Raw genomic sequence first — 22,284 nt, forward strand, 5'->3', positions numbered from 1 at the left:
GGGATTTCGTCTTGCGTCGGCTTCGGATTGCCATTGTCTTGTTCGTCAGCCTGCTGACCTCGCTCTGCCTGCTTCCGGCTGCGGCCAACGAAGGCGCTGGCTGGTCGATGCTGCTCGATGAACAGGCCAACCTGGAACTGAGCGACGTGCGCTCGGCGCGCTACCTCACCCAGTTCGCGCCGCAACCCCTCGCACAGCTCGACGCTGCCGCTCCCGATCAGGCACTGTGGCTGTCCTACCGATTGGAGCCGGGCGAGCAACAGCGGGTGCTGCGGCTGTTCGCACCTGACCTTTCCCGACTTGATCTGTACGCCTTGGATGGCGGCAAGCTGGTGCACCAGTGGCACTATGGCGCGCAGATCGACGGCAACAGCCCAGCCGTGCGCGGCAGTGATCACGTCTTGCCGCTGCCCACCAGCGACCGGCCACTGGACGTCTATCTGCGCCTGGTATCGGACCACCAGTTGCGCCCCGCGATCACGCTGGAATCCGCTGCCGAGGCGGCGTCCGACCAGCGTTTGCCTTTGCTGTTCGGCTTGTTGATCGGCGCCATGCTGATGCTGATCCTGCACAACCTGGTGCGTTTCGCGAAAACCCGCTCCATCACCGCACTCACACTCGGGCTCTACCACGCCCTGATGCTGCTCAGTGCCCTGATCCTGCTCAACCTCTGCGGGCCCTGGTGGCCGCTGTGGCACGGCGCGCAGACCCCGGCGGCGTACCTGACGCTGGTGCTGGCCGGCATGACCGGGCTGTATTTCACCCAACACTACTTCGCCGCTTGCGGCACCCCGCGCCTGGGCCGGTTGCTCCAGGCCGAAATCATCATCAATGGGGTCAGCGGGCTGCTGTTGCTGTTCGTCGACACCTTGCCACTGAACCTGATCACCTACGCCCTGCTGGCGATGAGCAGCAGCACCATGCTGCTGGTCGGTGCGTGCCACTGGCACCGTGGCTATGCCCCGGCCCGGCCGTTCACCCTGGCCATGCTGATCTTCACAGTGGGCGGCCTGGTCGTGCTGCCGGCACTGCTTGGCCTGACCCGCACGCCAACGCCCTGGCTGCTGAGCCTGCTGCTGGGCCTGGCGGTCCTCAGCGGCGTGCTGCTGAATTTCGCGGTCAGCGAACGGCTGCGGCGCATCAGCGACGAAAACGTGCGCGCCAGCCGCGCCCTGGCGGCCAGTGATGCCGAGATCAACGCCAAGGCCGAGTTCCTGGCCAAGATCAGCCATGAGATCCGCACCCCCATGAATGGCGTGCTGGGCATGACCGAGCTGCTGCTGGGCACCCCGCTGTCGGTCAAGCAGCGCGACTATGTGCAGACCATCCACAGCGCCGGCAATGAACTGCTCACCCTGATCAACGAAATTCTCGACATTTCCAAGCTCGAGTCTCGCCAGATCGAACTCGACGACGTGCAGTTCGACCTGGCCGCCTTGATCGAAGACTGCCTGAACATCTTCCGCGCCAAGGCCGAGCAGCAGAACATCGAACTGATCAGCTTCGTCCACCCGCAAGTACCCCAGGTCATCAGCGGCGACCCGACACGGCTGCGCCAGGCCCTCTCGAGCCTGCTGGAAAATGCCTTGAGGAACACCGTGCAGGGCGAGGTATTGCTGGTCGCGGCGCTCGATCAGCGCGGCGAACGCCCACGGCTGCGCATCACCGTGCAGGACAGCGGCGAGCCGATGGCCCCTGCCGAGCGCGAGGCCCTGTTGCAGGCCGAGCTGCACAGCCATCACTTCCTGTCGAGCAACAAGCTCGGTGGGCACCTGGGGCTGGTCATCGCCAAGCAGTTGATCGGCCTGATGCAGGGCGAATTCGGCATCAAGACCAGCACCGGGCTGGGCAATAACCTGTGGCTGACCTTGCCCCTGGACCCCGCCCGCCTGGAACAGCCCGCCACCGACCTCGACGGCCCCTTGCGCGAGGCGCGGGTGCTGGTGGTGGACGACAACGACACCTGCCGCAAGGTGCTGGTGCAGCAGTGCACCGCCTGGGGCATGAACGTCAGCGCCGTGCCGTCCGGCAAGGAAGCCCTGGCCCTGCTGCGCACCAAGGCGCACCTGCGTGACTATTTCGACGTGGTGCTGCTTGACCAGAACATGCCCGGCATGACCGGCATGCAACTGGCCACCAAGATCAAGGAAGACCCGAGCCTCAACCACGACATTCTGGTGGTGATGCTGACCGGTATCAGCAACGCGCCGAGCAAGATCATCGCGCGCAACGCCGGGATCAAACGCATCCTCGCCAAGCCGGTGGCCGGCTACACCCTCAAGACCACCCTGGCCGAAGAGCTGGCTCAGCGCGGGCGTGAGCAGCCCGGGCAAGCCGCGCTCCCTGGCCCCAGTGCCGCACTGGTATTGCCCAGTGACTTCCGCATTCTGGTCGCCGAGGACAACAGTATTTCCACCAAGGTCATCCGCGGCATGCTCGGCAAGCTCAACCTTGAGCCAGACACCGCCAGCAACGGCGATGAGGCGCTGCGAGCGATGAAAGCGCAGCACTACGACCTGGTGCTGATGGACTGCGAAATGCCAGTGCTCGACGGGTTCTCTGCCACCGAACAGCTGCGCGCCTGGGAGACGGCGAACCAGCGCTCGCGCACGCCGGTGGTGGCATTGACGGCGCATATCCTCAGTGAGCACAAGGAACGCGCGCGGGTGGCGGGCATGGACGGGCACATGGCCAAACCGGTGGAGCTCTCGCAACTGCGCGAGCTGGTCCAGCACTGGGCTGGGCAACGGGTGGTGCCTGCCGAGGGCGCATAGCCGCCACCCGAGCAGGCTTGAGCGAAGCTCAGGCAAGGCCAAAGCCGCCTGACGAACTGTCCAAGGCGGTTCAGACCGCGCCTGGCCACGGCGCTCGGCTGAGGCTGCCCCGCCTACCCTCGTGCAGACGGCTTCAGGTGAATCTTGCGCAATTCGCGCAACTGCAGCGTACCCAGAGCGCTGACCACCTTGGCCCGGAAGGTCTGCTCGAACAGGCGCGTATTGAACCGCACCAGCTCGGCCTCGACCTTGGACTGCCGGCGTTCATGGAACAGAAAACCCGCGGTGATCTCTTCTGCAACCATGGCTTCCCGGTACACCACGATATCGACACGTGCGCCCTGCGCCGGGCCGCAAGGCAGCAGGCTGAAGCTGCGCCGCTCGCGGGCGGCGGTCTCGAACTGCAGCAGCTGCGGCGGCGCATCTCGCAGGCCCGCATAGGCCGCCCGCATGGTCTCGACATGTTGCGTACCTGCCGTCTTGCCGATCAGGGCCAACGCCTGGTCGACCCGCTCGCCCCGCTCGGGATCAGGCCAATGCGCCTGCTCGGGCGGGGCGCCATCCCAGCCATAGAACTTCAGCTTGTTGCGGTAGTAGGCCAGCCACGCCGAGATGTGACCTTGCTTGAACGCCAGGTTGGTCTCGTGCTCAGCCATGAGCATCGCCAGCGTAACCGCTTCACGCTGGGCTTGAGGAACGTCCGGGAAAAACGACACGATGCTGTTGCCGAGCATGCCTGCGTCTGGAATGTCCATGTACACCTCCGTCGCAGCGCCCGCGGCGCTGCGCGAACCTTGTGAAACGTGTGTGCAGAAACTGCAAGACGCCGCACCACGTCCTGCAGCAGGAGGGTTACGCCCGCTTGGGAAGCTTGATGCTCAGGACGCTCTTGAGGGCGTGATCGCCCAACTCACGGGTGATGTGGTCACGCACGTCGGCAGAGGTGTCCTTGTTGAAGGTCAGCCAGGCCGTACCTTTGTAGTACTCGCTGCTTTCCAGATGGACATTGATGCCCAGCACATCGAACTGGTTGTCCGGCGCCTTGGTGTCGAGCGCACTGATCACCATGTGCAACGAGCCATCCACCTCGACGCAGCCGACGATGCCGGTCAGCCCCTTGAGCGAGTCCTTGTTCCTGGCCAGAAACACCTCGACATCGTCGGTCATCGTCTTCAAGCCGTCGAAGGCCTGCTGGGCCAGGGCCCCGAGTGCATCGCCAATCGGGCCACCCAACGCAGCACGGCCTACCGCACCAAAGACGCGCAGGGCCACCGAGCCCACGGTCAGGGTTGTCGTGGAAGCCGTTTCTTTTTCATAGGTGCGCTGCTGCACCGTCCAGCCTGTGACCCCGAGAATTTCGATCACGCGATCAAACCATTCTTCGCGCTGGTCCTTGCGGCTGTATTCGCCGCCTGCAGCCAACGCTGCAAACTGAAAGCTGTTCTGCGCATGCTGGCGGTTCTGCTCCGACATGCCACTGCGAAAGGTGGCAACGACCGTGTCGATCAACGCCGCCGAATCGGACTGCAAAGGGGTGGTCTTGGAAATGTCTTGCATGGCTGCTTACCTCGAGTAGGGCCCCCGGTATGGGAGGGGCGCCCACTCTAGGGAGGCTCAGGTATCGATGGCGGCGCGAAGCGTTTCCCTGCCGTCAGCCGTGCCCTGGGTACCAGCGCGGGGTATAGACCCATTGGCTGCCGTCGGCGCGGGGGAAGGTGCAGGTGGTCGACGAACCGACCAGCACCATGGTGCGCATGTCGACCATGTGCGGTTGCAGCTCGCCCAGGCTCACGACGTTCAAGGTCGCACCCGGGCGCCCGACATCACGCCCCAGCACCACCGGGGTCTGCGCGTCACGGTGCCGACGCACCACCTCCAGTGCCCGGCCCAACTGGTACGGGCGAGACTTGGAAATCGGGTTGTAGAACGCCAGCACCAGGTCGGCCCGGGCGGCGAGGTCGAGGCGGGTCTCGATGATCGACCAGGGCTTGAGGTTGTCCGACAGCGACATCACGCAGAAATCATGCCCCAGCGGCGCACCAGCCCAGGCCGCCGTGGCCAATGACGCCGACACTCCGGGCAGGATTTCCAGCTCGACGCAGTGCCAGCTCGGCTCAGCCGATGCGTGCAAGGCCTCCAGCACCGCCGCCGCCATGGCGAACACGCCCGGGTCACCGGACGACACCACCACCACCGAACGCCCCTGGGCGGCCAGCTCGAAGGCATGCCGCGCACGCTGCAGTTCTTCGCGGTTGTCGGTGCAATGCAGGCGTTGCTCCTCGCGAAACGGGCCGGCCATGCGCACATAGGTTTCGTAGCCGAGCACGTCCTGGGCGTTGGCCAGGGCGGTTTTCACGGCTGGCACCATCAACTCGCTAGCCCCCGGGCCCAGGCCGACCACCGACAGGCGGCCACGGCGCTGGCCGAGCCGCTCGACCTGCAACGGCGAAGGCGCAATCGCCACGGCCATGTCGCCGTGGACCTGGCAGGACGCCTCGGGCATCACCGCAGCCACCATCGGGGCAAGGCCGCTCAACGCCGGGGCAAACCGCAGCGGCACATTCAAGGCCCTGGCGGCGGCGTGCAAGGCCGGCTCGGCCATCGCTTCTTCGGCCGCCAGCAGGCAGGCCAGGGCAGGTTCAGCCACACCGGCAGCGTGCAACACCTCGCGCACCTGCTCGGCAAGTTCAGGACCGGCGGCCTGCACCGCCACCAGCACGCAGCGGCTGTGCAGCTGCAGTTCGTCGCGGCGCGCAGGCCGTTGCTGCCAGCCGACGTGAAGAGTGCGCTGGCCGTGTTCACTGCACGGCAACTGACCGCGGTCCAGCCAGGGCGCCTGGCCTTCGATGCGCAGTTGCTCGCCGGCGAGCAGGTCGGACACAAAGCGCTTGCCCTGCTCCAGATCGGCCAGCACATAGCCCGCCGGCGGGTTGAGCAGGCAGGTGCCGAAGCGCAGCTCACCGCTGGTGGTGATCGCAGGCTTCACCTGCAGGTGCGCCGCCAGTTCCCGAGCGATGCGGTTGACCCCACTGAGCCCGCCCAGCAGCGGCACCACGGCACTGCCGTCTTCGGCCAGGGCCAGCACCGGTGGCTCGGCCTCTTTTCCACCCAGCACGCTGGCCAGGCTGCGGATCACGATGCCGGCAGCGCACAGCGCCAGAATCGGCGTTTGCTGCTGATAGAGGTCACGCAGGTGCTCGCCGAAGGCCTCATACAGCACATCGACCCCCTCCACGCGACCGCGCAAGCCATGGATCAGCGCCTGTGGATAACAGGCCTGCATCCGCCGCGCGGTGGCCAGGCTGCCAGGGCTCAGCACGACGATGGCCGCTGCCTTGAGGTTCAACCCTGCCATTTTTCCCCCGGCACGATGATCAGCGAGAAATACGGTGAAGACTGTGGGTCGACCTCGGCCAGCGGCACGATGCGCTGGTTGGCCATGGTCGCGCGTTCCACATACAGCGCTCGCCCGTCCAGGCCCAGCTCGACCAGCACCTCACGGACTTTGGGCAGGTTGCGCCCCAGTTTCATGATCACCGCCGCATCGGCATCGGCCAGGCGCCGCTTGAGCGCCTCGGCCGGCAGCACACCGGAGAGCACCGACAGGCTCTGGTTGCGGTACACCAGGGGGGCGCCCAGCACCGAGGCGCCGCCAAGCATCGAGCACACGCCCGGAATCACCTCGGCCGGGTAACGTTCGGCCAGGCGGTCGTGCAGGTACATGTAAGAGCCGTAGAAGAACGGGTCACCTTCGCAGATCACCGCCACATCGCGCCCGGCATCCAGGTGCGCGGCCACTTGCGCGCCGGCTTCGTCGTAGAAATCGCTGATGATCTGCTCGTACGACAGCGGCGCCGGCAGCGCTTCGGTGGTCACCGGGTAGACCAGCGGCAGGAGTGTTTGCGCGGCCTGCAAGTGCCCCTCGATGATGCCGAAGGCGTTGCCGCGCTTGCCCTTGGCAACGAAGTACGCCACCACCGGGGCTTCACGCAGCAGGCGCAGGGCCTTGACGGTGATCAGTTCTGGATCACCCGGGCCCACGCCCAGGCCCAGCAAGCGTCCACGCGGCTGCATCACTCCACCTCCGTGGCCAGGGCGTTGACGGCGGCCGCAGCCATGGCGCTGCCGCCCAGACGGCCTTGCATGATCACGAACGGCACCCCACGGCTGTCGGCCGCGAGCATGGCCTTGGATTCGGCGGCCCCGACGAAGCCCACCGGAAAGCCGAGAATCAGCGCAGGTTTCGGCGCGCCGGCATCGATCATTTCCAGCAGATAGAACAACGCAGTCGGCGCGTTGCCGATCACCACCACGGCGCCTTCCAGGTGCTCACGCCAGAACTCCAGCGCCAGCGCCGAGCGGGTGTTGCCGGCGGCCTTGGCCATGCCTGGTACACGCGGATCGCGCAACGTGCAGATCACCGCGTTGTTCGCCGGCAGCCGGGCGCGGGTGATGCCTTCGGCCACCATGTGCGCATCGCAGAGGATCGGCGCGCCGCCCAGCAGGGCCTCGCGCCCGGCACGGCCGGCGCCTTCGGAGAACTGCAGGCCGTCGATGGCCTCGACCATGCCGCAGGCGTGGATAACCCGCACGGCGAGTTTTTCCAGGTCGGCAGGAATGCGCTCCAGGCGCGCTTCCTCGCGGATGATGCGGAAGGAATTGCGATAGATCTCCTGACCATCGCGAATGTAGTCAATCATCGAGCGGCTCCGTCGGCAGGGCGAGCATGGCGCCTGCATCGTTCAAGGTGAGGTCGGACCCGCGCAGGCTGCCGAAGCCCGGCACGCGCGGATCACGCAGATAGAGGTCATAGCGGCCCGGGGCGCGGGCCAGCAGGGTAACTGGCGCCACGTGGGCCATGGCGCACGAACGCGGGCAGCCGGTCAGGTGCACGCTGGCCGGGGCACCCGCGCCGAGCCGCGCGGCGAGTGCGACGGCATCGGCCTTGGTCTCGGCCAGGCCCTTGGCGCAGCCGCTGGCACCGGTGCAGGCGCTCAGCCGGGCCAGGGGCTCGGCGGCATTGCAGAGCAGGCCCAGCGCGGCCAGTTCGGCCAGCGCAGCGGGCTGCTGCACGGCCGTGATGCTGGGCAGGACCAGGCTCTGCCAGGGGCTCAGGCGCAGGCTGCCATCGCCGTGTTCGCAGGCAATGCGTGCTGCGCCGCGCAGCATCGTCGGGGTCAGCCGGCCCAGTGGCGGGGCGGCGCCCAGCGCGCTGCCGCTGGACTGTGGCAACACGCCCAGCCAGTGTGCCCGGGCAGGGCTGCGGCGCCAGGCCAGTGCGCCGGGATCGCGGCGGATATCGAGCTTGAGCCCTTGCAGGAAGGTGTCCACCGGCAGCGTGTCCAGCACGTGGCGCATGCGCGATTGATCAGCGCGGGCCAGCGCCAGGAAGCGTTCGAGCACTTCGCGCACCAGCGCCAGGCCGTTTTCATAGCGCACCGCGCCCAGCGCCTGCCCCGCGCCCGGCGCTGCGGCCAGGCCGAAGACCAGCCATGGCTCACCCTCCAGCAGCCGCGCCGACAGCCACAGGTCATGGGGGTGGTCGAGCATGCTCAGCGCCTCGCCGCCGTCCAGTTGCACGGCGAATTTGGCCGACAGCCGATGAAACGCCGGAGTGCCTTCGAGCATCGCCAGGATCTGCGCGGCCAGCGCGCGGGTATCGACCACCCGCTGCGGATCGAGGCCGGCCAGCGGGCTGAGCATCAGGTTGCGCACATCGTCCCCGGCCGCATGCCGTGGGCCGAGGCCGGCGTCGAGCAGGTGCTGGATCAGCGCCGGGTGCTCGGCGCCAATGCCGCGGATCTGCAGGTTGGCGCGGTTGGTCGCCTCGATCACCCCGCCGGCAAAGCGCTCGGCCGCATCGGCCACGGCTTCGGCCTGGGCAGCCGAGAGCACGCCGCCGGGCAGCTTGATCCGGCAGATGCCGCCATCACGGGCGGCAACGATGCGCCACAGGCCCGGGCAAGCCGATGGGCGTGGCGAAATGTCGAGGGGCGGGGCCTGCTTCAAGGGGGTATCCGGCAATCGTCAGAGAGCGCTTCAGTGTAGAAGGCGCGGTATTATGCCTGCTTTGTCCGGCGGCATGAAAAGCCGGTGGTCGAGGGCCGTGGCTGAACCGTTCAGCCGTGCACGGCGCGCGCACATCAGAGGAACACATGACACCCTGGCTGACAGTAGTGGGCATTGGCGAAGACGGCTTCAGCGGCCTGGGCAAACAGGCCCGTCGCGCGCTGCTCGGCGCCCGGCAGATTTTCGGCAGCCCGCGGCAACTGGCGCTGCTGCCGCGCTGCGTGACCGGCACCCAGGCGCCATGGCCAAGCCCGTTTTCCCTGGCCCCGGTGCTGGCCCGGCGTGGCGAACCGGTGTGCGTACTGGCCAGTGGTGACCCGATGTTCTATGGCGTGGGCGCCAGCCTCGCGCGCCAGGTGCCGGCTGCCGAGTTGCAGGTGCTGTCGATGCCCTCCTCCTGCGCCCTGGCCGCCGCGCGGTTGGGCTGGCCGTTGCAGGAGGTGCAGGTGGTGTCGGTGGTCGCGCGGCCCTTGGCTGCGATCAACGCGCACCTGTACAGCGGCATGCGCCTGCTGGTGCTGAGCAACGACGGCGACAGCCCTGCGGCCGTGGCGGCGCTGTTGCGTGAGCGTGGTTTTGGCCCGAGCCGGTTGCACGTCTTCGAACACCTCGGCGGGCCAGAGGAGCGCCATGTGGCCGGCCACGCCGATGACTGGGCGCATGGTCCACAGGCGCCGTTGAATCTGCTGGCCATCGAATGCCTGGCCGGGCCACAGGCGACGCTGTTATCGCCGTTGGCCGGGCTGCCCGATCAGGCGTTTCGCCACGACGGCCAGCTGACCAAGCGCGACATCCGTGCCATCACCCTCGCCCGCCTGGCGCCGCGCCCTGGCGAACTGCTCTGGGACGTCGGCGCCGGGTGCGGCTCGATCGGCATCGAATGGATGCGCGCCCACCCCAGCTGCCGGGCCCTGGCAGTCGAGGCCGATGAGGGGCGCCAGGGCTTCATCGAGTTCAACCGCGAGGCCTTGGGTGTGCCCGGCCTGAACCTGGTGCGTGGCACAGCGCCTGACGCGCTGGACGGTCTGGAAAGGCCCGATGCGGTGTTCATCGGCGGCGGCGTGACCCGCGACGGGGTGCTGGCGCGCTGCTGGTCGGCGCTGCGTCCTGGCGGACGGCTGGTGGCCAACGCGGTGACACTGCAGAGCGAACTGGCCCTGGCGCACTTTCGCCAAGGGCATGGCGGCGAGCTGACGCGCCTGCACGTCGCCCATGCCCAGCCCTTGGGCCATTTCGACACCTGGCGCCAGGCGCTACCGATCACCCTGCTTGAGGCAATCAAGCCCCTCGATGCGTGAAGAAACCCGCGAACAGCCCGCCCCCCTGCGCAGTGGCCTGACCACCGGCAGCTGCGCCACCGCCACCAGCCTGGCCGCGGCGCGCCTGCTGCTGACCGGCCACCGCAGCGATGCCGTACACATCACCCTGCCCAAGGGCAAGGTGGTGCAGATGCGTCTGGAATTCTGCCGCCCGCTGGCGGGCGGTGCCGAGGCCGGGACCCTCAAGGACGCCGGCGATGATCCGGACGTGACCCACGGCGCCCTGCTCTACAGCCAGGTGCGCCTGCTCGAGGCGCCGGGTATCCGCTTCGTCGCCGGTGAAGGCGTCGGCACGGTGACCCGCCCCGGGCTGGTGCTGGCGGTGGGCGAGCCTGCGATCAATCCGGTGCCACGACGGATGATCAGCGAGCACCTTGAACAGCTGGCACTGGAGCACGGTTTTGGTGGTGGCTTCGAGGTCACCGTCAACGTGCGCGATGGCGCGCAACTGGCGCTGAAAACCATGAACCCACGCCTGGGCATCCTCGGCGGCCTGTCGATCCTGGGCACCAGCGGTATCGTCCGGCCGTTTTCCTGCGCGGCCTACATCGCCTCCATCCATCAGGGCATCGACGTGGCGCACAGCAATGGCTACACGCACATCGCCGCCTGCACCGGCAACGCCAGCGAGGAAACCATGCGCCGCGTCTATGGCCTGCCGGAAATCGCCCTGATCGAGATGGGCGACTTCGTCGGCGCCGTGCTCAAGCACTTGCGCAAGGTGCCCATGGCGCGCCTGACCCTGTGCGGCGGCTTCGGCAAGATCAGCAAACTGGCGGCCGGGCACATGGACCTGCACAGCCGTCACTCCAGCATCGACCTGCCGCAACTGGCCGACTGGGCCGCCACAGTGGGCGCCGACCTGGACCTGCAACAGGCCATCGTCGCCGCCAACACCAGCCAGCAGGCCCTGGCTCTGGCGCATGCCAGCGGGGTCAGACTGGGTGATGCGGTGTGCGCGCATGCGCTGGCCTTTGCCCGCAGCGTGGTGCCGGCGCAGGTGCAGGTCGAAGTGTTCGCCATCGATCGCCAGGGCGGTGTGGTGGGTACGGCGGGGGTGGTATGAGCCAATGCGTCTTGCTGCGGGGCGGGGTCTGCAAAGGGATGCCGCCAGCGTCGCCGAACCTGGCTGTCCGCCCGCGCAAGCAGGGCATCGCCAGCAGCGCGGAGGTCGCATGAAGCCGCGTCGTTTGCAGGCCAGCGAAGCGTCGGCGCTGATCGCGCCGAGCCTCCCTCTCATCCACCGTCAGCACGGCATTGCCCGCACAACGGAGCGCGCATGAACCCACGTATTTTGTTACTGGGCGGCGTGACCGAAGCGTTGGCCATCGCCCGTCGCCTCGGCCCGGCGCACGTCTACAGCCTGGCCGGCATTGGCCGGGTGCCCGATGACCTCACGTGCCAGGTACGCGTCGGCGGCTACGGCGGGGCTGACGGGCTGGCGGAGTATCTGCTGCAGGCCGGCATCAGCCTGGTGATCGACGCTACCCACCCCTATGCCGCACGCATCAGCCACAACGCGGCAGCCGCCGCGCGCGCTGCCGGCATTCCCTGCTGGGCGTTGCGCCGGCCGGCCTGGCAGCCGCAGGCGGGGGACGACTGGCGCGACTTCGAGGGCTGGCCCGACCTTGTCACTGCCCTGGCACCGTTCGAGCGACCGCTGTTCACCTTGGGCCGCGAACCCTTGCTGCATCTCGACGAGATCCCGCCCGGACAGTGCTGGACCCTGCGCGCGCTGCTGAGCTACCCCGGCAATGCGCGCTGCGAGGTGATCGGTGCCCGCGGGCCCTTTTCCCTGGACAGCGAGCGGGCGCTGTTCGAGCGCCGGCACATCGATGTGCTGGTGAGCAAGAACAGCGGCAGCGTCGCGACCGAGCCCAAGCTCGAGGTGGCGCGTGAACGCGGTATTCCGGTGCTGGTGCTCAAGCGTCCGACATTGCCGGTGGCGGACCGTGAGTTTGTCCAGGTCGACGCGCTGCTGGCGGCGCTGGGGTCATGATTGGCCTTGGCGACCCACAGCAGCGTTTCGACGCATTTCGCCAATGGCCGACGACCCCTCGCCTGCCGTAAGCTTCGCGCTCCTTTCTCGCAAGGTCGCTCATATGGAAATGCAGTGGTGGATCTGGCTCGTCTTTGGCGTTGCCCTGATCCTGCTCGAACTGGTCCTGCCAACCTTTTTCATTCTCTGGTTCGGCATCGGCGCCGTACTGGTCGCCCCGATCGCACTGCTCGCCCCCTCGCTACAGCTCGACGGCCAGGGGCTGCTATGGCTGCTGTTTTCATCGATCATCATCGCCCTCTGGTTCAAGGTCTTTCGCCGCAAGAAGCCCGACGTACGCTGGACTGCCGACAGCGTGATCGGCGAAGTCGGCTTGCTCACCCTTGCCGTTTCGGAGTTCCAGAAGGGCCGCGTGCGTTTCCAGAAGCCGATCCTCGGCAACGAGGAATGGGTCTGTATCGCCGACACCGACATCCCTGCAGGCGAGCGTGTGCGCCTGACCGCCATCGAAGGCAACGTCGCCCGCATCGTGCGGGCCTGATTACACCCTAAAAGGACGCTGTAACCATGACCAGTCTGATCGTCATCGCCACCCTGGCCCTTTTCCTGCTCGTCACCGTGTTCAAAGGAGTGCGCATCGTGCCTCAGGGCGAGGAATGGATCGTCGAGCGCCTGGGCCGCTACCACAGCACGCTCAAGCCCGGCCTGAACCTGCTCATCCCGTATATGGACGTGGTGGCCTACAAGCTGCCGACCAAAGACATCATTCTCGATGTGCAGCAGCAGGAAATCATCACCCGCGACAACGCCGTCATCGTTGCCAACGCCCTGTGTTTCGCCAAGGTGGTGGATCCGCAGAAGGCGTCTTATGGCGTGCAGGACTTCACCTACGCCGTCACCAGCCTGACCATGACCTCGCTGCGCGCCATCGTGGGTGCGATGGACCTCGATGAAGCGCTCTCCAGCCGCGAACAGATCAAGGCACGCCTGCGCGAAGCGATGTCCGAACAGACCGAGGACTGGGGTGTAACCGTGCGCTCGGTGGAAATTCAGGACATCAAGCCCTCCCCTAACATGCAGGTGGCGATGGAGCGCCAGGCGGCCGCCGAGCGTGAGCGTAAAGCCGACGTGACCCGCGCCGAAGGTGCCAAGCAGGCGGCAGTGCTCGAAGCCGAAGCGCGCTTGCAGGCCGCCAGGCTGGACGCCGAGGCGCAGATCAGTCTCGCCGAGGCCTCCGCGCGCTCCATCACCCTGGTGCGCGAAGCCGTCGGCAGCGAAACCACGCCGGCCATGTATCTGCTGGGCGAACGCTACATCGACGCGATGGAAACCTTGGCCGCCAGCGATAACGCCAAGATCGTGGTGCTGCCGGCAGACCTGCAGGAAACTGTGCGCGGGCTGATGGGCCGCAAGGTCTGACAGCGCTTCGCCGAATGGGCTGGGCGTTCACGGCGCGGTGAAGCGTGTGGTCTGCGGCACATCACCGCACCCTGCAATATTTCCTTATACTGCGCCGTACAATACGCCCCTGATTCCTGACCGGATCTCTCCATGCCCCCACCTCGCCACATCGCCTGGATCGCCTGCCTCGCAGTGCTGTTCAATATGCTGGCCATGCCGCTGTCCGGCGCTGCGCCCAAGGGTTCGGCCGAGCAGCTGCTGTGGGGTGCATTCTGTTCCAGCGGTGGCAAGGCGCTGGTCGACGTGCAACAGCTGGCCAAGATCGACCTTGGCCCGCAGGGCGACGACCACGCCGCCATGCAGCACTGCTGGTGCTGCTCGGGCGCCGCACCGGTACTGGCTTTCGGTGGTCAGCCGCCGCACCTGCGCAGCCCGGCGCAGCGGGTCATCGGCCTGGTCGATGAACACCCCGTCTACCTGCCCACACCGCGCCAGCAATGGCCCGGCACCAACCCTCGTGCTTCCCCGCTCGCCTGAGTTCCCAGCGCTGTCTGCCTGAACCTCAACCGATCGGAGAGTCACCATGCTCAAGCAAGCCCTCGTCGCGGCCGCCCTGCTGCTGCCCGCTGCCTTCGCCACTGCCCATGAATACAGCGCAGGCGACCTGCACATCGCCCACCCCTGGTCGCTGGCGCTGCCGCCCAATGCACCGAACGTCGCCGCCTACTTCATCGTGCACAACAACGGCGCGGTCGATGACCGGCTGCTGTCGGTCGACACGCCGATCAGCAGCGATGCGCAGTTGCACGAGCATGTGAAAACCGCCAACGGCGCCATGCAGATGCAGCGGGTCGACAGCGTGGCGGTGCCCGCCGGCAAGGACGTGGCCTTCGCCCCCAGCGCCTACCACGTAATGATCCTGCAACCGCAGGACCGCAGCCTGCTCACCGACGGCAAGCGCTTCCCGTTGACCCTGCACTTCGAGCGCGCCGGTGACGTGACCGTGCAAGTGGCCGTGCAGCAGCAGGCGCCTGCCGGACAATCGGATCACCAGCACGCCCACTGATCGCTCAATCGCGCACCTCATGAGCCTTTCGCGCCACAGGCCCCGCCGCTCCACCCGCCCTGCCCGCAGGCGCGTCGGTGGCGGCTGGCTGAGCCTGTTCGCCATGTGGATGATCTTCATCGGCCCGCTGGTTTCCCAGTCGATGCCGATGAATCATCACGCCGGCATGTCGATGAGCATGCCCATGCCGATGTCCATGGCGGGCACGATGGACATGTCCATGGCCGATGCACCGGGCCCTGGCGCGCATGCCGGGCACGGCGCCGGACACGACGGCCAGCTGCATGTGCTGTGGGAAAAGTGCGGCTATTGCAGCCTGCTGTTCAACTGCCCGGCGCTGCCGCAAACCCTCAGCCCACTCACCCTCGGCCCTGTGCCGCCGCCGCTGCACCTGGCCGCTCGCGTGCGCACCGGCCATGGCCGTGAGGCCTTCTTCCCCGGTGCCCGCAGCCGGGCGCCGCCCCTCCTTTCGATCGTCTGAACATCTTTACCGCCCGAGGCTACCGAGCTTCGCGCCCTCCCATGACTGATCGACTGGAATTCCTATGTCCGGCTACACCCCCGTATCCGCCCTTTCCCTGCGCGGCAGCATCGCCCTGCTCTGCGGTTCACTGATCGCGCCCGTGGCCATGGCCGCTGACCTGGACCACAGCGCGCACGCCGCCACACCCGCCGAGCTCAGCCCGACGGTGATCACCGCCGTGGCGCCCAGCTCGCCACTGACCATTACCACCAACCCCAAAGACCCACGCCAGCCCGTACCGGCCAGCGACGGCGCCGACTACCTGAAAACCATCCCGGGTTTTTCCGCCATTCGCGCCGGCGGCACCAACGGCGATCCGGTGCTGCGCGGCATGTTCGGGTCACGCCTGAACATCCTCACCAATGGTGGCGTGATGCTGGGCGCCTGCCCCAACCGGATGGACGCCCCGACCTCCTACATCGCCCCGGAAACCTACGACCGCCTGACCGTGATCAAAGGCCCGCAAAGCGTGATCTGGGGCCCGGGCGGCTCGGCCGGGACCGTCCTCTTCGACCGCGAACCCGAGCAGTTCAGCGCACTGGGCGGGCGGGTCAATGCCAGCCTGCTGGCCGGCTCCAACGGCCGTTTCGACAAGGTGCTCGATGCCGCCGGCGGCAATGCCGAGGGCTATGCCCGTTTCGTCGGCAACCAGTCGCGCTCCGATGATTACGCCGATGGCCACGGCGACAGCGTGCCGTCGCGCTGGGACAAGTGGAACGGCGATGTGGCGCTGGGTTGGACACCCGACCAGGACACCTTGGTAGAGCTGACCGCCGGCAAGGGCGATGGAGAATCACGCTACGCCGGGCGCGGCATGGACGGCTCGCAGTTCAAACGCGAAAGCCTCGGCCTGCGCGTGGAAAAGTCCAACCTCGGCGAGGTACTCGACAAGCTCGAAGCGCAGATCTATTACAACTACGCCGACCACGTGATGGACAACTACAGCCTGCGCCGGCCTTCTGGCAGCGGCATGATGGGCATGCCGATGGTCAGCAACGTCGACCGCCGCACCCTCGGCGCACGCATCAAAGCCACCTGGCGCTGGGCCGACGTGCAACTGATCAGCGGCCTGGACGCGCAAACCAACGAACACCGCAAGCGCGGCGGCATGGGTATCGATGCGCACAAGGCCCAGCCCTGGACCAAGGACGCCGACTTCCATAACTACGGTGCGTTCAGCGAGCTGACCTGGTACGCCAGCGACGAGGATCGGCTGATCACCGGCGCGCGCCTGGATCGCGCCGCGGCCAAGGATTTCCGCCAGGGCATCGCCACCTCGGGTACTACCCGTGCCGACACCCTGCCCAGTGGCTTCGTGCGCTACGAGCACGACCTCAGCGCGCTGAACGCCACCACCTACATCGGCCTGGGCCACGCCCAGCGCTTCCCCGATTACTGGGAGCTGTTCTCGCCCAAGGTGGGGCCGGCGGGCTCGGTCAATGCCTTCGAGGCGATCAAACCTGAGAAGACCACGCAACTGGATTTCGGCATCCAGTATCAAGGCGAGCGCCTGGATGCCTGGGCCTCCGGCTATGTCGGGCAGGTACGCGACTACATTCTGTTCGACTACACCCCCGGCATGATGGGGCCCACCAGCCAGGCGCGAAACATCGATGCACGGGTGATGGGCGGTGAGCTGGGTGCAGCCTACGCACTGAGCGAACGCTGGAAGGCCGATGCCACCTTGGCCTACGCCTGGGGCAAGAACAGCAGCGATGGCCGCGCGCTGCCGCAGATGCCGTCCCTGGAAAGCCGACTGGGCTTGACCTACAGCCGCGATCAGTGGAGCGTCGGCAGCCTCTGGCGGCTGGCGAGTGCGCAAAACCGCGTGGCCATCGATCAAGGCAACGTGGTGGGCAAGGACTACGACAAAAGCAGCGGCTTCGGCGTCTTCTCGCTGAACGGCGCCTACAAGGTCAATGCCAACCTCAAGCTCAGCGCGGGGCTGGACAACCTGTTCGACAAGGCCTATTCCGAGCACCTGAACCTGGCTGGCAACGCAGGCTTCGGTTACCCGGCGCAAGACCCACAGGCGATCAACGAACCGGGCCGCACGCTATGGACCAAGGTGGATCTGAGCTTCTGAGCCTGCGGCCCGTCACGCGGTGCCCTTGCGCGATGGCCTCTCGCCGCGTGGCCTCGACCATGCGATTGATCGCGAGGGGTCCCTAACGGCAGGGTCCCTCGCGAACGGCCGCCAACGGCGTGATCCATTGCGCCATGGCAACGACGGCCGGGTCCCTCGCGAAAGGGCCCACAGCGGCGTGGCTCATCGAGAAATGGCCACAACGACGGGGTCCATCGTGGCATGGCCCGCAACGGCGTGATCCATTGCGCCATGGCAGCGACGGCATTGCCAATAACAACGACGGGGGCGGCCAAGGCCGCGCCCTTGATCTGATCTGATGCAGTTTTGCGTGGCGTGAAGCGTGGTGATGAAGGCCCAGCGATTGGGCTGCACCGCGCCTCATGCCGCGCCTTGGAGATTCTCTTGCGTACACCCCGTACCTCCTTTTATTCCCTGGCCTGGCGCTGGCATTTCTACGCCGGGCTGTTCGTCGCACCGTTCATGATCCTGCTGGCGCTGACGGGGATCATCTACCTGTTCAAGCCGCAGCTCGATCCACTGTTGTACCGCGACCTGATGGTGGTCGACGCCGGCCATCACCGGCATGACGCCGATCACCTGCTGGCGACGGTGCAGCAGGCTTATCCACAGGGCCATGTCGGCCAGTACCTGCCGCCACCGACCGCCACCCGCAGCGCGCAGTTCGTGGTGCACGACGGCGGGCGCGAGCTGAATGTGTTCGTCGACCCGTACCGCGCCACCGTGCTGGGCGAGCAGGATGGCAAGCGCAACCTGCAAGCCATCGCCCGCGCGCTGCACAGCGAGCTGATGATCGGCACCCTGGGTGACCGGCTGATCGAGATGGCCGCTGGCTGGGGCATCGTGCTGGTGGTCTCGGGTCTGTACCTGTGGTGGCCACGGGGCCGACGCGGCGGTGTGTTCTGGCTGCGCAAGGGCGCCAGCGGCCGGGTGCTGTGGCGCGACCTGCATGCGGTCAGCGGCTTCTGGGGCGCGGGGCTGCTGCTGGTGATGCTGCTCAGCGGCATGACCTGGACCGGCTTGTGGGGCAAGCAATACGCCGAGCTGTGGAACCGCTTCCCCGCAGCCATGTGGACCGACGTGCCCAAATCCACCCAGCAGGCTGGCGAACTGAATCAGCCGCACCGCCAGACCGTGCCCTGGGCGGTGGAAAACACCCCGCTGCCCCAGTCCGGTGCCCACGCCGAGCACATGGGCCATGCCATGCCCTCGAGCGGGCCGGCAGCACCCTTGGTGAGCCTGCAACAGGTCGAGGACATCGCGACCGCCCAGCACATCGAGCCGGGCTACAGCATCACGCTGCCGACCACGGCCGAGGGCGTCTTTACCGTCTCGGTGTTCGCCGATGATCCGCGCCGCGACGCCACCTTGCACATCGACCAGTACGACGGCCGGGTGCTGGCCCAGGTCGGCTGGAAAGACTACAACACCGCAGCGCGCGCCACCGAGCTGGGCGTGAAACTGCACGAAGGCATGATGTTCGGCACGCTGAACCAGATCATCGTGCTGCTGGTGTGCCTGATGATCCTGCTGGGATCGGTCAGCGGGCTGGTGATGTGGTGGAAGCGTCGCCCCACGGGCGGCTTGGGCGTACCGCCGCTGCGCCATGATCTGCCGCGCTGGAAGGTGGCGGTGGGCGTAATGGTGGTGCTGGGCGTGGTGTTTCCGTTGGTGGGGGTGTCGATGCTGGTGCTGTGGGTTGTGGATACCCTGGTGGTACGCCGACAGGCCCTGACCGGTCAGAGAACGTCATAGGCGCGCTGGGTCCGAGCGGTCAGGTTCGCAGGCACGCTGCGCCAACCCAGTCCCGGCAGCAGTGACTCACCGGTTGAAACCCAATCGCAGACCCAAGGCCGAAGCCTACACGCCACCCTGTGAGCGGCGATTGCCGCGGTGGGCGGCAACCGCCGCCCTAGCGGCTGCGACCTTTATCGACCTGTCATCGCGGGCGCTTGGATAGGACTAGCTTTGCCGGCCAGCGCGGCAACAGCCTACGACCTAGACCGCGTTTCGTTGCAAGATGAGGCGCAGGCAGGACAGCGCCTGGACCCGCCCACCGCAGGCCGTGTAAACGCGGCCGGTCCGGCGCTACGGTTCGCCGCGATGGCCGGCAACGCCGGGCCAAAGCGGCGACCGCCCATTCACCCGCTGTCCACGCGGGGGGTGCAAGCCGTCAAGGATCAGGGCGCTCCAGAGTGCGTGGCTTCAGACAGCCCCATAGCGCTTGCGCGCTTCGATCGCCAGGCCGCTGCCGATGCTGCCGAAAATGTTGCCTTCCACGTGCCGAGCATTCGGCAGCATCGCCGCCACGCTGTTGCGCAGCGCCGGAATACCGCTCGAACCTCCGGTGAAGAAGACCGTGTCCACCTGCTGTTCACTCACCCCCGCTTTGGCCAGCAAGTCACGCACGCTGCCGCGCACCCGTTCCAGGAGGCCGTCGATGGCGCTTTCGAACAGTTCGCGGGTCAGCTCGGCGCTCAGCTGCGGCTCGACCCGGCTCAGGTCGATACGCCGCGCAGGTCGTTCGGTCAGGTCGATCTTGCTGGCTTCCACTTCCATCGCCAGCCAGTGCCCGGCGCGTTGTTCGATCAGGTTGAACAGGCGGTCGATGCCTTGGGTGTCCTCGATGTCGTAACGCATGCTGGCCAGGGCCAGCTGGGATTTTTTCGAGTACAGCGCGTTGATGGTGTGCCAGGTGGCGAGGTTCAGGTGATAGCTGGTCGGCATCAGTGCCTGGCTTTTCATCCGGCTGCCGTAGCCGAACAGCGGCATCACCCCTTGCAGGCTGAGCTGCTTGTCGAAATCGGTGCCGCCGATGTGCACGCCGCCCGTGGCGAGGATGTCGCTGTGGCGGTCTTCGAGCAGATGGCGTTGCGGTGACAGGCGGATCAGGCTGAAGTCGGAGGTGCCGCCGCCGATGTCGACGATCAGGACCAGCTCTTCCTTGCTGATGTTGGCTTCATAGTCGAACGCGGCGGCAATCGGCTCGTACTGGAACGACACGTCCTTGAAGCCGATCTTGCGCGCGACTTCGGCCAGGGTGTCTTCGGCCTCCTGGTCGGCAGCCGGGTCTTCGTCGACGAAGAACACCGGGCGGCCCAGCACCACGTGCTCGAAGTCGCGCCCGGCATTGGCCTCGGCGCGCTGCTTGAGCTCACCGATGAACATGCCGAGCAGGTCCTTGAATGGCAGGGCGGTACCCAACACGCTGGTGTCGTGCTTGATCAGCTTGGAACCCAGCAGGCTCTTGAGCGAGCGCATCAGGCGCCCTTCATAGCCTTCGAGGTATTCGTGCAGCGCCAGGCGGCCGTACACCGGACGCCGTTCCTCAAGGTTGAAGAACACCACCGAAGGCAGGGTGATCTTGCCGTCCTCCAGTACGATCAGCGAATCGACGCCCGGACGGTGCCAGCCGACCGTGGAATTGGAGGTGCCGAAGTCGATGCCGCAGGCGCGGGCCGGGGAGAGGTCAGACATGAGGAAAAGCTTCCGGAGGCAAAACGGCCGCGCAGTGTATGCGAGTCGACAGCTAAATCAAGACCGGCCATCCGTTGCAAGAAGCGCCCAAGCAGGCCTTGAACGGCTATCCTTGGGCCTTATCTTCAGTTGCAATACGTAACTTCACATTGGTGACCCTTGGATGGACTTCAAAGACTACTACAAGATATTGGGCGTTGAGCCGACCGCAGATGACAAGGCCATCAAGGTCGCCTATCGCAAGCTGGCGCGCAAATATCACCCGGATGTCAGCAAGGAACGCGACGCCGAGGACAAATTCAAAGAGGCCAACGAGGCCTATGAAGTGCTGGGTGATGCCCAGAAACGCGCCGAATTCGACGAAATCCGCAAATACGGCGGCCAGCACGGTCGGCCTTTCCAGGCACCGCCCGGTTGGGAAAATCGCGGCGGTGGCGGCGGCTTCGAGAACAACGACTTTTCCGACTTCTTCAGTTCGATGTTCGGTTCCCGTGGCGGCAGCCCGTTCGGTCGCGCACAGCAGCAGAGCAGCGGGCGCAGAGGGCAGGACGTGGAACTGGAGCTGACGGTATTCCTGGAGGAAACCCTGAGCAAGGAGTCCAAGCAGGTCAGCTTCCAGGTGCCGCAGAGCAACGCGATGGGCCAGCGCACCGGTTTCACCACCAAAACGCTCAACGTGAAGATCCCTGCCGGTGTGACCGACGGCGAGCGCATTCGCCTCAAGGGCCAAGGCGCGCCGGGTCTGGGCGGCGGTGCCAATGGCGACCTGTTCATGACCATTCGCCTGGCGCCGCACCCACAGTTCGATGTCGAAGGCCATGACCTGATCATCACCGTGCCGCTGGCCCCCTGGGAGGCCGCACTGGGCACCAAGGTCGCAGTCCCGACCCTCACCGGCAAGATCAACCTGACCATCCGCCCCGACAGCCAGAGCGGTCAGCGCCTGCGCGTCAAAGGCATGGGCCTGACCACCAAGCAGGGCGAGCGCGGTGATCTCTACGCGCAGCTCAAGGTGGTGATGCCCAGCCAGTCCGACGCCGCCACCCGTGAACTGTGGACCCAGCTTTCCGAACAGGCCGCCTTCGACCCGAGGGCTAACTGGAGCAAGTGACCATGAGCAGCACCCTGATCGTGCAACTGGACATGCCTACCCTTTGCCGTGAAGCCGATGTCTCGGCCGACTACGTGATCGAAATCGTCGAACACGGCATCGTCGAACCACGGGGTCGAACACCGCAGGACTGGCTGTTCGACGATCAGGCGCCACTGCTCACCCGGCGCGCTGTCAAGCTGCACCAGCAGCTGCAACTGGAATGGGAAGGCGTGGCGCTGGCGCTGGAACTGCTCGACGAGGTGCGGCAGTTGCGTACCGAGAACAGCAGGCTGCGCCAGCAGCTTGGGCGTTTCACCCAAGTGTGAAAACAGCCGATACCCCGGTGCCGGAGATTTCAGGCTAGAAGAGCGGGCTCACCTGCGAGGGTGTGCAAAGCAGGCCCAGTGCAGGCGCTGCGAAGCTCGACAGGACTGGACCGGCGCTGCGGCCCTCGCG

At 66.5% G+C, this 22,284-nt stretch carries 20 protein-coding genes; 13 read left to right on the plus strand and 7 right to left on the minus strand.

All coding sequences use genetic code 11. The annotated features are described in order from the left end of the window. The first annotated feature begins 11 nt into the window (after positions 1-11). Positions 12-2,774 (plus strand): response regulator, encoded by a 2,763-nt coding sequence (locus SJI00_RS17025; protein WP_322462870.1) that lies wholly within the window; start codon positions 12-14, stop codon positions 2,772-2,774. A 113-nt stretch (positions 2,775-2,887) separates the two neighbouring features. Here SJI00_RS17025 and SJI00_RS17030 read toward each other — a convergent pair whose 3' ends face one another. From SJI00_RS17030 to cobG, 6 genes are all read right to left on the minus strand, one after another. After that, on the minus strand, positions 2,888-3,529 hold the full coding sequence (locus tag SJI00_RS17030; protein WP_322462871.1) for a hypothetical protein: 642 nt from the start codon (positions 3,527-3,529) through the stop codon (positions 2,888-2,890). A 97-nt stretch (positions 3,530-3,626) separates the two neighbouring features. Next, positions 3,627-4,331, minus strand: a complete 705-nt coding sequence (locus SJI00_RS17035) for a hypothetical protein (protein WP_322462872.1) — start codon at positions 4,329-4,331, stop codon at positions 3,627-3,629. Positions 4,332-4,425: 94 nt separating this feature from the next. After that, positions 4,426-6,129 (minus strand): precorrin-3B C(17)-methyltransferase, encoded by a 1,704-nt coding sequence (cobJ, locus tag SJI00_RS17040; RefSeq protein ID WP_322462873.1) that lies wholly within the window; start codon positions 6,127-6,129, stop codon positions 4,426-4,428. Next, positions 6,117-6,848, minus strand: coding sequence for a precorrin-2 C(20)-methyltransferase (locus SJI00_RS17045; RefSeq protein WP_322462874.1), 732 nt, complete (start codon positions 6,846-6,848; stop codon positions 6,117-6,119). The genes cobJ and SJI00_RS17045 overlap by 13 nt, the downstream gene beginning before the upstream one ends. Next, entirely contained in the window at positions 6,848-7,474 is a 627-nt protein-coding gene (locus SJI00_RS17050) for a precorrin-8X methylmutase (protein ID WP_322462875.1), read from the minus strand. Before SJI00_RS17050 ends, SJI00_RS17045 begins: the two co-directional genes overlap by 1 nt. Beyond that, positions 7,467-8,798: a precorrin-3B synthase gene (gene cobG / locus SJI00_RS17055; RefSeq protein ID WP_322462876.1), complete on the minus strand. Its 1,332-nt coding sequence runs from the start codon at positions 8,796-8,798 to the stop codon at positions 7,467-7,469. The genes SJI00_RS17050 and cobG overlap by 8 nt, the downstream gene beginning before the upstream one ends. 131 nt (positions 8,799-8,929) lie before the next feature. Between cobG and cbiE the strand changes: the two genes are divergently transcribed. The 10 genes from cbiE to SJI00_RS17105 all read left to right on the plus strand — a co-directional run bounded on the left by cbiE (position 8,930) and on the right by SJI00_RS17105 (position 19,013). Further along, positions 8,930-10,141, plus strand: a complete 1,212-nt coding sequence (cbiE, locus tag SJI00_RS17060) for a precorrin-6y C5,15-methyltransferase (decarboxylating) subunit CbiE (protein ID WP_322462877.1) — start codon at positions 8,930-8,932, stop codon at positions 10,139-10,141. Continuing rightward, positions 10,134-11,228, plus strand: a complete 1,095-nt coding sequence (locus SJI00_RS17065; protein WP_322462878.1) for a cobalt-precorrin-5B (C(1))-methyltransferase — start codon at positions 10,134-10,136, stop codon at positions 11,226-11,228. The genes cbiE and SJI00_RS17065 overlap by 8 nt, the downstream gene beginning before the upstream one ends. A gap of 213 nt (positions 11,229-11,441) precedes the next feature. Further along, positions 11,442-12,161: a cobalt-precorrin-6A reductase gene (locus SJI00_RS17070; protein ID WP_322462879.1), complete on the plus strand. Its 720-nt coding sequence runs from the start codon at positions 11,442-11,444 to the stop codon at positions 12,159-12,161. Between the two features lie 103 nt (positions 12,162-12,264). Then, the gene (locus SJI00_RS17075; RefSeq protein WP_322463026.1) at positions 12,265-12,702 is read left to right on the plus strand and encodes an NfeD family protein; all 438 of its coding nucleotides are present in this window, start codon (positions 12,265-12,267) and stop codon (positions 12,700-12,702) included. 26 nt (positions 12,703-12,728) lie between these two features. Beyond that, complete coding sequence (locus SJI00_RS17080) at positions 12,729-13,580, plus strand: SPFH domain-containing protein (RefSeq protein ID WP_322462880.1); 852 nt, start codon at positions 12,729-12,731, stop codon at positions 13,578-13,580. 132 nt (positions 13,581-13,712) lie between these two features. Further along, complete coding sequence (locus tag SJI00_RS17085) at positions 13,713-14,099, plus strand: DUF2946 domain-containing protein (protein ID WP_322462881.1); 387 nt, start codon at positions 13,713-13,715, stop codon at positions 14,097-14,099. Positions 14,100-14,145: 46 nt separating this feature from the next. Further along, positions 14,146-14,628 (plus strand): copper chaperone PCu(A)C, encoded by a 483-nt coding sequence (locus SJI00_RS17090; protein WP_322462882.1) that lies wholly within the window; start codon positions 14,146-14,148, stop codon positions 14,626-14,628. 19 nt (positions 14,629-14,647) lie between these two features. After that, on the plus strand, positions 14,648-15,109 hold the full coding sequence (locus SJI00_RS17095; RefSeq protein WP_322462883.1) for a DUF2946 domain-containing protein: 462 nt from the start codon (positions 14,648-14,650) through the stop codon (positions 15,107-15,109). 64 nt (positions 15,110-15,173) lie between these two features. Beyond that, entirely contained in the window at positions 15,174-17,237 is a 2,064-nt protein-coding gene (locus SJI00_RS17100; RefSeq protein ID WP_322462884.1) for a TonB-dependent copper receptor, read from the plus strand. 405 nt (positions 17,238-17,642) lie between these two features. Next, positions 17,643-19,013: a PepSY-associated TM helix domain-containing protein gene (locus SJI00_RS17105; RefSeq protein WP_322462885.1), complete on the plus strand. Its 1,371-nt coding sequence runs from the start codon at positions 17,643-17,645 to the stop codon at positions 19,011-19,013. 450 nt (positions 19,014-19,463) lie between these two features. Here the strand turns inward: SJI00_RS17105 and SJI00_RS17110 are convergent, their stop codons facing one another. Beyond that, positions 19,464-20,735: an Hsp70 family protein gene (locus SJI00_RS17110; protein ID WP_322462886.1), complete on the minus strand. Its 1,272-nt coding sequence runs from the start codon at positions 20,733-20,735 to the stop codon at positions 19,464-19,466. A gap of 163 nt (positions 20,736-20,898) precedes the next feature. Between SJI00_RS17110 and cbpA the strand changes: the two genes are divergently transcribed. Both cbpA and SJI00_RS17120 read left to right on the plus strand, forming a co-directional pair. Continuing rightward, complete coding sequence (gene cbpA / locus SJI00_RS17115; RefSeq protein WP_322462887.1) at positions 20,899-21,846, plus strand: curved DNA-binding protein; 948 nt, start codon at positions 20,899-20,901, stop codon at positions 21,844-21,846. 2 nt (positions 21,847-21,848) lie between these two features. Then, entirely contained in the window at positions 21,849-22,154 is a 306-nt protein-coding gene (locus SJI00_RS17120; RefSeq protein WP_322462888.1) for a chaperone modulator CbpM, read from the plus strand. Positions 22,155-22,284: the final 130 nt, after the last annotated feature.

It is taken from the genome of Pseudomonas gebzensis (genome assembly GCF_034427815.1).
Classification (GTDB): Bacteria; Pseudomonadota; Gammaproteobacteria; order Pseudomonadales; family Pseudomonadaceae; genus Aquipseudomonas.

Coding starts and splice junctions, on each gene's coding strand:
- SJI00_RS17030 (WP_322462871.1), bottom strand. CDS start 3,529: ATGGACATTCCAGACGCAGGCATGCTCGGCAACAGCATCGTGTCGTTT.
- SJI00_RS17035 (WP_322462872.1), bottom strand. CDS start 4,331: ATGCAAGACATTTCCAAGACCACCCCTTTGCAGTCCGATTCGGCGGCG.
- cobJ (WP_322462873.1), bottom strand. CDS start 6,129: ATGGCAGGGTTGAACCTCAAGGCAGCGGCCATCGTCGTGCTGAGCCCT.
- SJI00_RS17045 (WP_322462874.1), bottom strand. CDS start 6,848: ATGCAGCCGCGTGGACGCTTGCTGGGCCTGGGCGTGGGCCCGGGTGAT.
- SJI00_RS17050 (WP_322462875.1), bottom strand. CDS start 7,474: ATGATTGACTACATTCGCGATGGTCAGGAGATCTATCGCAATTCCTTC.
- cbiE (WP_322462877.1), top strand. CDS start 8,930: ATGACACCCTGGCTGACAGTAGTGGGCATTGGCGAAGACGGCTTCAGC.
- SJI00_RS17065 (WP_322462878.1), top strand. CDS start 10,134: ATGCGTGAAGAAACCCGCGAACAGCCCGCCCCCCTGCGCAGTGGCCTG.
- SJI00_RS17070 (WP_322462879.1), top strand. CDS start 11,442: ATGAACCCACGTATTTTGTTACTGGGCGGCGTGACCGAAGCGTTGGCC.
- SJI00_RS17075 (WP_322463026.1), top strand. CDS start 12,265: ATGGAAATGCAGTGGTGGATCTGGCTCGTCTTTGGCGTTGCCCTGATC.
- SJI00_RS17080 (WP_322462880.1), top strand. CDS start 12,729: ATGACCAGTCTGATCGTCATCGCCACCCTGGCCCTTTTCCTGCTCGTC.
- SJI00_RS17085 (WP_322462881.1), top strand. CDS start 13,713: ATGCCCCCACCTCGCCACATCGCCTGGATCGCCTGCCTCGCAGTGCTG.
- SJI00_RS17090 (WP_322462882.1), top strand. CDS start 14,146: ATGCTCAAGCAAGCCCTCGTCGCGGCCGCCCTGCTGCTGCCCGCTGCC.
- SJI00_RS17095 (WP_322462883.1), top strand. CDS start 14,648: ATGAGCCTTTCGCGCCACAGGCCCCGCCGCTCCACCCGCCCTGCCCGC.
- SJI00_RS17100 (WP_322462884.1), top strand. CDS start 15,174: ATGTCCGGCTACACCCCCGTATCCGCCCTTTCCCTGCGCGGCAGCATC.
- SJI00_RS17110 (WP_322462886.1), bottom strand. CDS start 20,735: ATGTCTGACCTCTCCCCGGCCCGCGCCTGCGGCATCGACTTCGGCACC.
- cbpA (WP_322462887.1), top strand. CDS start 20,899: ATGGACTTCAAAGACTACTACAAGATATTGGGCGTTGAGCCGACCGCA.
- SJI00_RS17120 (WP_322462888.1), top strand. CDS start 21,849: ATGAGCAGCACCCTGATCGTGCAACTGGACATGCCTACCCTTTGCCGT.